This window comes from Bartonella sp. AP20NXHL, assembly GCF_042196165.1.
In the GTDB taxonomy this organism is placed as follows: Bacteria; Pseudomonadota; Alphaproteobacteria; order Rhizobiales; family Rhizobiaceae; genus Bartonella.
Genome location: NZ_JBHIPV010000020.1, coordinates 1 through 13,126, shown reverse-complemented (window position 1 = coordinate 13,126; position 13,126 = coordinate 1). Strand labels below are relative to the sequence as shown.

The 13,126-nt window shown below is 35.6% G+C and carries 6 protein-coding genes and 3 pseudogenes; 7 read left to right on the top strand and 2 right to left on the bottom strand.

The features are described from left to right. Window positions 1–967: 967 nt before the first annotated feature. Window positions 968–4,153 (bottom strand): type ISP restriction/modification enzyme, encoded by a 3,186-nt coding sequence (locus ACFILL_RS08120; protein WP_375643681.1) that lies wholly within the window; start codon window positions 4,151–4,153, stop codon window positions 968–970. Window positions 4,154–4,344: 191 nt separating this feature from the next. Between ACFILL_RS08120 and ACFILL_RS08115 the strand changes: the two genes are divergently transcribed. From ACFILL_RS08115 to ACFILL_RS08095, 5 genes and pseudogenes are all read left to right on the top strand, one after another. Continuing rightward, window positions 4,345–5,511, top strand: a complete 1,167-nt coding sequence (locus tag ACFILL_RS08115) for a tyrosine-type recombinase/integrase (RefSeq protein WP_375643682.1) — start codon at window positions 4,345–4,347, stop codon at window positions 5,509–5,511. A gap of 207 nt (window positions 5,512–5,718) precedes the next feature. Next, on the top strand, window positions 5,719–5,919 hold the full coding sequence (locus ACFILL_RS08110) for an AlpA family transcriptional regulator (protein ID WP_011180791.1): 201 nt from the start codon (window positions 5,719–5,721) through the stop codon (window positions 5,917–5,919). A 99-nt stretch (window positions 5,920–6,018) separates the two neighbouring features. Continuing rightward, window positions 6,019–6,888: a toprim domain-containing protein gene (locus ACFILL_RS08105; protein WP_375643683.1), complete on the top strand. Its 870-nt coding sequence runs from the start codon at window positions 6,019–6,021 to the stop codon at window positions 6,886–6,888. Between the two features lie 12 nt (window positions 6,889–6,900). Then, window positions 6,901–8,507: pseudogene (locus ACFILL_RS08100) on the top strand (YfjI family protein). A gap of 584 nt (window positions 8,508–9,091) precedes the next feature. Continuing rightward, window positions 9,092–9,547 (top strand): annotated as a pseudogene (locus tag ACFILL_RS08095) (type ISP restriction/modification enzyme); the annotation flags it as partial. A gap of 290 nt (window positions 9,548–9,837) precedes the next feature. Here ACFILL_RS08095 and ACFILL_RS08090 read toward each other — a convergent pair. Further along, the gene (locus tag ACFILL_RS08090; RefSeq protein WP_375643684.1) at window positions 9,838–10,470 is read right to left on the bottom strand and encodes a hypothetical protein; all 633 of its coding nucleotides are present in this window, start codon (window positions 10,468–10,470) and stop codon (window positions 9,838–9,840) included. Window positions 10,471–12,003: 1,533 nt separating this feature from the next. Here ACFILL_RS08090 and ACFILL_RS08085 point away from each other — a divergent pair. Together ACFILL_RS08085 and ACFILL_RS08080 are read left to right on the top strand one after the other, a co-directional pair. Continuing rightward, window positions 12,004–12,774, top strand: coding sequence for a hypothetical protein (locus ACFILL_RS08085; protein WP_375643685.1), 771 nt, complete (start codon window positions 12,004–12,006; stop codon window positions 12,772–12,774). 95 nt (window positions 12,775–12,869) lie between these two features. After that, a pseudogene (locus ACFILL_RS08080) lies at window positions 12,870–13,126 on the top strand (hypothetical protein); the annotation flags it as partial.

Here is a 13,126-nt window from a genome sequence, read left to right as displayed (position 1 = left end):
GCTTGATGATCCACAAGAGGTTACCAGCAAGGAGCAACCCCGCTCGTGGAAAGAGAAAATAGTCAATTTTATCGGAAAAAAAGACAAGAAATAGCACCTAAAAAATATCGAAAAGATTTCAGAAATTTAGAAAATAAGACGCGCTCCAAAGCCTTGATCACTAGTTGAGAAACTCAACAGTAGTGTGGCTCTGATCATGGTTTTGGTGCAAGATTTTAATGAAACAGCCTATTATTTCATAGATTATTAAAATTACTTTTTATGGGCTTTTGTCTATTTTATCGGTTATGTCAGTTTATTTAACAGACGAATCTTATGATTTTAGTGAATGATTAAAATGTGCTTTATGAAAAGCATATGATCCTTTAAGCCTTTCAAAAGAAAGGGATTATAATCATAATAGATGCTATCAAGACCATTATGGTTATGAGTTTTGGAGGTTTAGGGGGTTTTGGAGGTGCTTTTTACGCTCCCCCCTTTACATATTTTTCAATAAAAAATAAAAGTCATTATATTTCAATAAGTTAATCTTTCAAATAAACAACCTATATTAAACACAAAACATAAATACAATCTTTAATATATATTTAAGAGGGTTTTGTAGGTGTTTTGGGGGTTTGAGAAACATTCAAAACCTATAAGTAATATAAGAAAATGAATATACATAACTCTCTTTAAACAAAGCTTCTGATAACAATAAAGCTATCATTTTAGATTACGGTATAATCTTTTAAAGGCAATGTAAAAGAAGCGTATTCACTTTAAGATGGGATTTATTAAAAATCTTAAAGCAATCCAAAGTACAGTGTTAAAAAGTGCAAAGCCTTATCTTTTATGATAACGCATATAAAATATTCTTTTAAAGATTATATGTAAGCAATTTATAAAAGGGGCATAGAACCTATAGGTATAAAACCTTATACCCGTTGTGAGTTTATCATACCCATTATGTGAGCACGCTTTTAAGTTATTCAGTTTCTCTAATTTCTAGTTTTGGTAGGTTCTTAACGATTTTCATTGTCTCTAAACTTACGGTAATAACCCTTTGAAACAACTCTAATGGATAAGCAGGGTTGCCAACGGTTTCAACAGCATAGTGATTGGCATCATTCACAATGCCACTCTTTTTATCAGTCTTAACGCATTGACGCCCCATAACCCATTCAAGAGCGGGCTTGCCATTGACGATATACTTATAAGCTTCAAGAGGGATATCTGTCATGATGATATTGTTATTATAAATAACAGTTGATTTATCTTTCTCTTTACCTGCTTTTGCGAATTTTATTTCAGTTACATAATAGAATTTCTCAGGATTAGAGATTTCTGTAACTTTTGGATTACCCTTTTTAAAAGTCACTGGATAAGGTTTTACATCTTCATAATTCATGTGCAAATGACCGAGTTCACGCCCTGCTGTTACGAACTTCCAAAAATCACCAGCACTCTTTACACAAGGGATACGAGGCAGTTCTTTGCATAAATTATGAGCATAACGTGTACGATAATCTTCCGAATGAAGTAGACCATAAATATAATAGAATAAATCATCTTTCGTGATAGTTTCATTAGGATAAGCTGCTTTAAAATGTTCTAGCCCCTCATCAGTAATAGCATCACGCCTTTGTAAATCAGCTGTTGTGCTTTCTTCTATAGAGTTTGTAAATAAAAGGGATTGTTTTTTATTTTTTAAAGATTCAGTATCTTCGTAAATATAACGTGGAAAACATTGACCTTTTTCTATTGCATCTAGATTAGGTAAATCCTTACTCATCAAAACAGAAAAACCACACCTTGCTCCTATGCCTGTAATTTGAATTACTTGATTTTCAACCGCTTGTCCTATCGGAAACATACGTGGTATTCGAGAAACCATTTCATTGAAACTGCGATTGTAATAAAGCCACTGCTTTGTAAAAGGACGATAAAGACTTTGTGTAAGACAGTTATTGTCAAAAGGAAAGAGTTTTGCTTTAAGCAATTTTTTTTTGAGATGATAACTCCAACTGATTTTACTTGTATCGGCATTGATGAAACTGTCTACAGCCTTTTCACGTATTATACTATCAACATGCCCATAGGCTTCATTAAAACGCTTTACTTCACTATTATAGAAAGCAATCATATTGCTCATGTTCTTCCCTAAAGCCTCAAGGCTCGAGTTATATGCCCAGGCATCACGATTAGTTACAATACCACAAGAATAAGTCTCAAAAAGCTTTTTATCATGCCCTCTTTTAACGCCTAAAGCTAAAAATGCGTTGAAACTGTCATCACGTTGATGAATCCAGTCACCATGCTTGTCTGGTGTAATGAGTTGCCAGCCTTGTTCATGGGTAATACCATCAATACTGCAAAATTCGTCAAGGATCTCAAGTTTCCTTTTAGTTGTAAGATTACTACCAATGTCGTGATAGTAAATTTTACATGATTCAGTCACATTGGGCTTTTTGATAAAGAGCGTTATAGCGATACCGGTCATACTACCATTGCCAAAAACATTTTCCCCTTCTTGAGCAGCCCCATTACTTAACATGTTTTTACGAATATCTCCTCGTAAATTGAGTACGTAAATACTGCTAAATTCTTTGGCTAAAGATTTTCGTAAACCGTCCATTGTCGATTTTTCTATGTAACCTGAACCAGAAACAAAGCCGATTATTCCAGCATTATCAATACGATCACTAGCCCAACGAATGGCACGAATATAGCTGTCATAAAGTGCTTGAACAAAAGGTGTTTTAGATTGAGCAGCATAGATTTCACGAATATGGTTATCTAATAGTGGATAAGGGGTCTTCTTTGCATTGTCATTCGCACTCTTTTGACCTGTTGAATAAGGAGGGTTACCAAAGATAACTTTAATATCCAGTTTCTTTTGATGCTCTAAATATTCACTGTTTTCTTTGAATAATTTTTGCAGAAGGTTCTTTTCTTCAAGCATGCGGAAAGTATCGGTCAAACCAATATGCTTGAAAGGAATGTACTCACCTTTCATGATACTATGATAAGTCGATTCAATGTTAATCGCTGCTATGTAATAGGCAAGCAAAACAATTTCATTGGCATGAATATCATGACGGAATTTATATTCCATATCCTCTGGTTTTATGAGATTGGATTGTAAAAGCCGTGTGATAAAGGTCCCAGTACCCGTAAAAGGGTCAAGAATAGAAACACCCCGTGACCCTAAGCTTTTTCCAAATTCATTACGCAACACATCATCAACAGAATGAATGATAAAATCCACAACTTCAACGGGGGTATAAACAATGCCAAGCCTATCCGTGGTTTTCTTAAATGCCTTGGTAAAAAAATCTTCGTAAAGCTTGATAATAAGATTTTGTCTTGCCTGTGGTTCTGTAATGCCAGAGGCACGGAACTTTACGCTGTCATAAAACTCTTGTAATTCCTTGGATTCTTCCTCAATATTGGTTTTATCGAGTTCTGTTAAGATTTTTTCCATTGCTTGCGAAATGGCATTGTTTTGCACAAATTCATTGCCCTCAAACAAAGCTTCAAACACGGGACGCGTTACAAGATGTTGCGCTAACATCTCAATCGCTTCTTCTTGCTTTATCTCACTGTTTAAGTTGTTTTTTAATTCTTTATAAAACGTATCAAAGGCATGATAAGCTTCGCTTGTTTGATCAGAAAGCATAGTTTGAAGGCGTGTGATATGGTTTTGTGCAATCTCAGCAACATTGCCAGCCCAAATGCCCCAATAATCACTCATAGTAGATTTTTTAACAATCAGTGTTTTGAGAGCATTGGGAAACTCAACAAAAAAGGGCAATCTTCCTTGTCCTTCATATGTTTGGTGCGGTTCATGAGCTTGTGTCCCAATACGAAGTCCGGATTTTTCTGATTTTTCGTGGAGCGTGATTTCGTCAATAACCGTGGTGACATTCTCTAATTCGGTCTTTTTAGAAACTGTAACAATGTCGATGATAGAGCTTACGTCTTGTCCTAAGACCATCTGGTTAAGGGTTTTACTAAAATTCTCATCATGGGCAAGCAAAGCATTGAGAACTTGCCAGACAACACTGTATCTCTTATTGTTTTTTAATGCCTCTTCTGGTGAAACACCAGCAGGAACACCAACCGGCAAAATGATATAGCCCATCTTTTTGCCTTTTGCACGACGCATCACACGTCCCACTGCTTGGACAAGGTATTGATTTATAATGATAATTCACTGTTTTGTATGTTGAATGAGAGTCCCGAATAACGTAGGATTCTCTCGTTTCAAATCTGTTTATCTTGAATCAATCAAAACCACTCATTTGCACATAACAAGTGGGATGAGTGTATGGATAAAAACTGTATAAGAAAGGACTAAAAATGGCTCTTATGAACCGTCTTAATGCAAGGGCTGTCGCAACATTGGGAGCTGGCAAATATAATGATGGTGCCGGCTTGTTACTTCATAAGCGTAAAGATGGAGGTGCTCAATGGATTTATCGCTATACCATTCATGGTCGGCGCCGTGAAATGGGCTTGGGTGCGTTGCAAAATGTTTCTTTAAAAAAAGCCCGTGAATTAGCAAATCAATGGCGTTCTGTTTTGCATGAGGGTCGTGACCCTATTAAAGAACGCGATAAACAAAAGCGTGAGGCAATAAGTAATCTTCATTACTTAAAAGATATTGCTTTAGATACTTTTGAAAGTCGGAAATCTGAGTTAAAAGGGGATGGTAAAGATGGGAATTGGTTTGCACCTTTACGCCTACATATTCTCCCTAAATTAGGCTGTCTGCCTGTTTCTGAGATTACACAAACAGAGATACGCAATGTTCTTGCCCCTATTTGGCATTCAAAAGCTGGAACAGCTAATAGAGCTCTTACCCGTCTTAATCTTTGTCTCAAACATGCGGCTGCCTTGGGTTTGAATGTTGATTTACAAGCAACAGAAAAAGCACGTGCGCTCTTAGGTAAACAACGTCATAAAACACAAAATTTACCAGCTATGGATTGGAGAGATGTCCCTACCTTTTATAAAACACTTTGCGAAGCATCAACCTTAACACAACTGGCTTTGCGTTTGCTTATTCTGACAGGGGTTCGTACCAATCCTTTGTGTCATATTCATAAAGATCAAGTTGATGGAGATATCTGGACTATCCCTGCTGAAAATATGAAAGGTTTGCGTGATGCTACAACAGAATTTCGTGTGCCCTTATCATCAGAGGCATTAGAAATCTTAAAACAAGCGCGCTTGTTCTCTCGCAATGATTTCTTTTTTTCTGCTACCGGTCGCGGTCCCCTTGCTGATAGTTGTATGGCAAAGTATATGAGAGAGAATAAGATTGATGCCTGCCCCCATGGTTTTCGCTCTAGTTTACGCAATTGGCTTGCTGAAACAACCGATGCTCCCTATGAGGTCGCTGAAACCATTCTAAGTCATACAGTAGGAGGTAAAGTAGAGCGTGCCTATCGTCGTACTGATTATCTAGAACAGCGCCGCGTTTATATGGATAAATGGGCGGCTTATGTCACGGGGCAATCTTAAGATATGGGGTGAATAACCCCATTATCTGTGGATAACTTTCTCTCTCTTGTCTCTCATTCTTTCTCAATAAGAGTCATAAATTATCACATTAGAAATTGTATAATAAAATATTGTTTTCTATGAATAAAACATCTTTCTAAATGAACCAAAATGTGGTTAATAAATAGTTATGATTTGTTACCATTTTTTGATAGAAAGGATTTTAGTATGACAGAAAATGATATTCTTTTGACAGACCGTGAAAGTGCAAAATTGCTTCATATGAGTGTCTCAACATTCCGCCGTCATGTAACCAATGGCTCTCTCCCAAAACCTTTAAAATTTGGTTTTTTGTCCCGTTGGTTACAATCGGATCTTATCAATGTCATCGAACAAGCAAAACAGCAACGTCAAAGTGACGCGGCATAAAAAAAAACCTTGTCACGTAAGGACGGACAAGGCTTTCTCAAACTCATCACCCTAGAGATAGCACAATCCGTCCTATGACGCAACGTTATAGGATTTAAAATGATGTGTTCTTTTAAGAATGCGCAAGGTATCACACGTGCCTTGCGTGGTACTTGGCATGGGCGTTATGGAACAGCCCGTTGCCCTGCTCATGATGATAGGCTGCCTAGCTTATCCCTTGCCAATGGACATGATGGGCGTCTTTTACTCTATTGTTATGCTGGTTGCTCTTTTAGAGAGATCATACAAGCGCTCATTAGAATTGGCTTGCTTGGAAAACAAGCTTATGATCAGACGCTCTCTTTCTCAAAACAGTTTTGTGCTGATCTCAAACGAGTAAAACAGAAAGCAGAGAGAGCAAAAACAATTTGGCAACAAAGCCAACCAATCAAAAATACTTTAGCAGAAACCTATTTACGTATGCGGGGTATTACATGTGATTTGCCTACTGATTTACGCTTTTACGACAAATGTCCACACCCCTCTGGGGGTACACTGCCCGCGTTGGTGGCTCTTGTTAAGGGTGCTGGTTCCTTTGCCATTCATAGAACCTTTTTAAAAGACAATGGCTGCAAAACAGATCAAAAACCAGCAAAAGCCATGTTGGGATCTGTAACGGGTGGTGCTGTGCATTTAAGTCAAGACAATCCCAAACATCTGGTCATTTGTGAGGGCATTGAAACCGGTCTGGCTCTTTTGTCTGGGTTGTTATCAGAGCCCGTTGATTTATGGGCGTCCCTTTCAACCAGTGGCATGATGCGTGTGAATTTACCCCATACAAAAGGGCGTCTCACCATTGCAATGGACGGCGATGATGCGGGTCGTAAAGCAGGTTTTACCCTAGCTGCGCGTGCCTATAGACAAGGCTTTGAGGTCTTTATGATGCAAGCTCCAAAAGGAACCGATTTTAATAACGTATTACTTTCTTAAAAGAGGGAAACTATGAAAGATAGTAATTTACAAAACAATAATGAAAATACTCCCATCAATGATAACGATAATGTCTCTTTAAACGAAAATACTTGTTTAAAAGCCATTTCTTATGAACAAGCCTTGCAACAAAATGGTTGGGGGCAATTACAACCGATTGCTACGGCTCTCTTACCCGTCGAGCCTTTTAAAATATTCCTGCTTCCAACACCATTAATAAACTATGTTTATGACGTTGCTGATATTCAACAATCTTCTATCGATTTTGTTGCTGTTTCTGCTTTATGTGGATTGTCTGCTGTCATTGGAAATGGCGTGCGGGTTTCTCCAAAACAACATGCCAATTGGAAAATTGTTCCTAATCTCTGGGGTGCCTTGTGGGGGAACCTTCAACTATAAAAACAGATACCATGGAAGCTGCTTTAGCACCTCTTGATGTTTTTCAAGAGGAATGGCATCAAGAATGGTTAAAGAAGAAAAAACAGCAAGAAACAAAAGATATTCTTATTGAATTAGACAAAAGAGAAAAGAAAAAACAAGCCTACAAAGCACTCAAAGATCAAGACGAGGAACAAGCCCTTGCTCTTCTTTCTCAATCTCTTGAACATAAAGAAAGTGAGGAAGATGACACGCTTAATAAACGACGTCTTATTGTCAACGATGTGACCGTCGAAAAGCTTGGGGAATTGTTAAAAGAAAACCCCCGTGGTTTATTGTTGGTTCGTGATGAATTATCTGGTTTTTTATCCGATTTGGAACGGAAGGAATATCAATCAGACCGTTCTTTTTATCTAACAGCTTTTAATGGCAAAAAATCATACACCTATGACCGTATAGGACGTGGAACCATTTTTATTCCCAATGCAACCATTTCCATTATTGGGGGCATTCAACCTTCACGGATTATTCCCATTATTCAAGCAATGCACCATGGAACAAATAATGACGGCTTATTGCAACGATTTCAAATGCTGGTGTGGCCCGATGAACGAAAAGAGCGGTTATGGGTTGATAGACCTCCCAATCAAAAGGCATGGGAAAGTTATCAAGGAATTTTTCGTTCTCTTTATGATAAACCATTAGGATCACCAAAACACCCTATTACCATACGCTTTTCTGCTGAAGCTCAAGAAATGTTTCGTGTATGGTGGGAAAATTTTCAAAGAACAATCAAAGGAGGTCATTTCTCATCAAGTTTACAAGCGCATCTTTTGAAAATGAATAAAACCATACCAACCCTTGCATTGATTTTTGAATTGAGTGAAGGGGGGCGTTTTGAAATCAATAGAGATGCCCTTGAGAGAGCCTTATATTGGGAAGAATATCTGATAAGTCATGCAAAACGTCTTTATGCGGCGAATGATACATTAACAGCAGAGCGTGCAAAATTAATTGTAGAGCGCTGTGATCTTTTACCCAATGTTTTTACGGCAAGAGATATCTATAGACGGTGTTGGAGATCTTTAAAAGACAATCAAACCGTTAAGCAAGCTTTAGAGCTTTTATGTCGTTGTAACTATATTCGTGAATTTCCTATAGAGGGGAATGAATTAGGTCGGCGTCCTGATAGACGGTATGAATGGCATCCTTTGGTTAAAAACAACAGCATAAAACAATAAAAAAATCTCTTTTGAAGTCTTTAAGACAACCACGCAAAACTCTTTTTATGGCATTCTCATCAAGGAACTTTTTTCCAAAAGCAAATGATCTGAGTGACCTTATCAGAAGAGTTTTGTCAGTCTTGTCAGTTCATTCTAGCTCCTATATTATTTTTTTTAAATGAGAGAAAATTAAAAACATTATATTTCAATATGTTAGTATTTTAACGATACAACCTATATCGACAATACAACCTTAAATACAATCAATAATATATATTTGTCAGTTTGTGTCTGTAAATTGAACTAACAAACTAGATTATTTTAGTGACTCATAAAACCTATCAAAATAATCATTATGATATTTTAAAAGCACATGCTTCATTTGTCTTTTTTCCATAAAATAAACAGCAAATTTCACTATTTTGCTGATCTGATCTCTCTCATGGGCTGCGTATAAACAGCATTTAAAAAACTTTTGAAAAAATTATCGGCTTTTTTAGCATTTTTCTGCATTTTTTCTCAATTCATTCAAAATGGATTTAATAAGCTTCGTTTTAATTCTTTTGAAGAGAATTAAACCCCTTATACGAAAACGGAACTCTGTTGTAACAGGGCGTGAACTGGATCATTTGCACGTGAATTATGAAACTGTAAAACCTTATCCCGTAACCTTTAAAAAAGGTAATCCAAAAGTTACAGAGATCTCTAATCCAGAAAAATTCTATTACGTGACTGAAATGAAATTCGCAAAAGCAGGTAAAGAGAAAGATAAAACCACTGTTATTTATAATAACAATATCACAATAACAGATATCCCTCTTGACGCTTGTGAGTATATCGTTAATGGTAAATCCGCTCTTGAATGGGTTATGGGGCGTCAATGTGTTAAGACTGATAAAAAGAGTGGCATTGTTAATGATGCCAATCGTTATGCTGTTGAAACCATTGGCAACCCTGCCTACCCTCTAGAGTTATTTCAGAGGGTTATTACCATAAGTTTAGAGACAATGAAAATCGTTAAGAACTTACCAAAATTAGAAATTAGAGAAACTGAATAGACTTGGCTTGCTAAACTCACAAAGGGGTATAGAATCTTATAACCATAATCTATACCTCTTTTGTTAAGTTGATTAGATACAATCCTAATATGCGTTATTCTAAAAATAAGGCTTTGTACTTTTAAACACTCTTATTGGGATTGCTTTAAGACTTTTAAGAAACCCACTCTTAAATAGAATTAGATTTTTTTACATCGCCTTTAAAAGATTATACCGTAATCTAAAATGATAGCTTTATTAACATCGACCTTGTGGCTAAAATTCGTGATTATGCTGCTATTTTCCTAACTCTACTTTGGGACTATAAGCCCCTCTTTGGCTAGTTTTTCAACAGTTGTTTCAGCAACGCTTACTATGAGATTAGAAAATGATGCAAAAGCATTTCCATCGCTATAGCCTTTTGCTAGCCATATGGTTTCTTTGTTTTTTGTATGGTGAATAAGATAAACACTAACACTTATGGCGGGCTTACTAATATTATATCCACCGGTCACATAACCTGGTGTCGTCTCAGTTTCTATGGTAGCAAAGTTTCCAAATCCCGAAATAGTACTTGTAGAGGTTCCCGGATGATACGTTGGCGGGATATATGTCTGCGATATAGCACGATTATCAACGCTAACTATTAGGACTGCATCTGCGCCTTTATTTGTTATAATTTCCTCTTTCTCGTTATAGGAATAATTACGAGTTAGAGGGAAAAGTTCTAATCCTCTCAATATCTGTACATTGTATTTAGCAAGCGATTTCTCAAAGGTGTCTTCAAGTGCTTTTTGCTCAGAAATAGACATGCCAACACCTCCTATGACCATCTTTTTCGTTTGAAATCGTCCCTTGTAGTTTGGATCAACAATTCCGTTCAAATGTGTTATAGGACCACAAGCTGTGAGTATTAACAAACAAAGTAAAATAAAAAACTTCATCATCATAAACCTTTGATTAATGCAAAAGTCTAATAATGTATTTATAATTCAAATTAAAGATACGATTTGAACTTTTAAATAATTTTTTTAGATTGTTTTGCAAAATTTAAGAAATCCACTCTTAAAGTGAATTAGATTTTTTTACATTGCCTTTAAGAGATTATACCGTAATCTAAAATGAGTGCTTTATTGTTATCAAAAGCTTTGTTTAAAGAGAGTTATGTATATTCATTTTGCTTATAGGTTTTGAAGGTGTAAAAACCGTCAAAACCCCCTCAAAACGTATATTATTAGTTGAATTTATAGGTTGTGTTATCAATATGGGTTGTTTTTTAAAGGTCTGTAAAATCTTAACATATTGAAAAATAACGTTTTTACTTTTTATCGTTTTTTTACATAATAGCAGCAACCCTCAAAACTCAAAACCCCTTCAAAACTCATAACCATAAGGATCTTGATAGCATTTATTATGATTATAATCCCTTTCTTTTGAAAGGCTTTAAAAGATCACATACTCTCATAAGACATGTTTTAATCATTTACTAAATGATCACTTTTGTCGATTCAATGTACTGACATAAACTGACAAATATATATTTACAGTTGTATTTATTTGTTATGGCTGTTTTAATAAGTTGTATTTTGAAAAATTGATAAAACTTAACTTATTGAAATATAATGATTTTAATTTTCTCTCATTTAAAAAAAATGATATAGGTTCTAAAAAGAACTGACAAGACTGACAAAAGTTTATTAAAAGGAATTTTGCTCATCTCTATAATGATCAGTTTCTATTGAGATGTTTTCATAAGTGTTTTCATAACGGTCTATAAATCACAATTATCATATATCCTATTTATCATTTCTCTTATGAACATGAAAAATGATGCCATGGCTATAAAGAACATAACAACTATAGAGAAAGCAAAAATGCAAATGAAAGCATTTGTTATAAGAGCGCGGTGCTATTAAGGTCGTTTAAATTAAAGCCCCTTATAAACAAAATTCACAAAAAATTTAAAATTCATTTAGTAACAAAATTGATAGGTTATAAAGTTTAAAATACGCATTATGAGAGCGTTTCTAAATATTATAAATGTATAGATTCAGAAAATAACGCAATCGTTTCATAAAACATATAATATAGCTTTAAAAGCACATAAATATAAAAGAAGAAATTAATAAGCATAAGATATTATCAATACACAACGTATTTAAAAAATAAGAAAAAATATCAAAAAGATAGAAATATTATTTGACAATAAATACGTATTTTGTTACACAAATAATCAAGTGATTAACAAACACTAAACATGTAGCGGATAGATTACGATACAATCTTTCCAAAGCTTTTAAAAACTGGCTATCTTTTATGCTTTAATTAGCATATATGATGATTTTGTCGGGTGTGCTTACACCATACAATACCCTTATGGGAAAAGTGTAAGCAACGGACTACATGCCGTGTTTGTTAACGCCCGACGCCCTTAAAGGGTTGTCAATAACAAACATATAAACATGTAGGTTTTAATTATGAAAAATATCTCAAACAACACCCCCGTTATCTCTAATATTGCAAATGAAACCGCGTCTGTTAATCAACAAGAGCCTGCAAAAAAATACGAATTTATTGATGATTGTGAATATATCGATGGTCATTTCTTAACTCGAATTAGAGCCTTAAGAGATTTTGATGATGTCAAAAAAGGCGATTTAGGGGGGTATATTGAAAATGAAAGCAACTTATCTCATGAGGGCAATTGCTGGGTTTATAATAAAGCACGGGTCTTTCAAAATGCACGCGTCTTTGGAAATGCTAAAGTAAAAAGCTTTTTTGTTGATGTCTATGGTAATGCTCAAATTTATGGGAATGCTATTTTTGAAGGTATGACATTAAAGGACAATGCAAAGCTGTCTGGTAATGCGCATGCTAACAACGCCGTTGTAATTGAAGGCAATGCACAAATTTATGATAACGCCCGTGTCACTGATCATGCTCATATTTCCGATAATGCTGTCATTTGTGATGATGCTCATGTCGGAGGCAATGCAAAAATAAGTGGCTCTGCTTACATTTGTGATGAATCACGTGTTTTTGATGATGCCGTTATTTGTGATGCTCTTATCTCTGGTTCTTCATATATTCATAGCAATGCCTCTTTAACAGCTAATGAAGATATCTGTGATGATGCATATCCTGAGTTTGGTAGCGAAGATGATTATTATCGTCATGAGTATTATGCTGATTTTGAAGGGTATTATGACGATGATAATGACAGCGAATATGAAAGTGATGCTGCGTAAATGACACGCGCGGGCGCGGCGGGGGCGCCCTCCTTTAAACATCTCATTTCAAATTTTATCAAATGTTTATCACATTAAATTGTGAGGGTATCTCTATGTGCAAAAAATACGAATTAACTAGTGAAATCAAAAAAATCAAACATGCTCTTACTCGAAATATTATAAGCCTTTATCGCATTAAAGCTTTAAAAGATTTTGATGATGTACAGGCGGGGTCTTTAGGCGGCTTTATTGAAAAGGAAGTTAACCTATCCCATGATGGTAATTGCTGGGTGTATGATGAGGCTTGTGTCTATGGTCATGCAAGAGTGTATGAAAATGCAAAAATACGCCATTTTTCTCAAGTCTGTGG

Bases quoted from the DNA above. Each gene is read 5' to 3' on its own strand.
- ACFILL_RS08085 (WP_375643685.1), top strand. From the start codon at position 12,004: ATGAAAAATATCTCAAACAACACCCCCGTTATCTCTAATATTGCAAAT.
- ACFILL_RS08115 (WP_375643682.1), top strand. From the start codon at position 4,345: ATGGCTCTTATGAACCGTCTTAATGCAAGGGCTGTCGCAACATTGGGA.
- ACFILL_RS08110 (WP_011180791.1), top strand. From the start codon at position 5,719: ATGACAGAAAATGATATTCTTTTGACAGACCGTGAAAGTGCAAAATTG.
- ACFILL_RS08090 (WP_375643684.1), bottom strand. From the start codon at position 10,470: ATGAAGTTTTTTATTTTACTTTGTTTGTTAATACTCACAGCTTGTGGT.
- ACFILL_RS08105 (WP_375643683.1), top strand. From the start codon at position 6,019: ATGATGTGTTCTTTTAAGAATGCGCAAGGTATCACACGTGCCTTGCGT.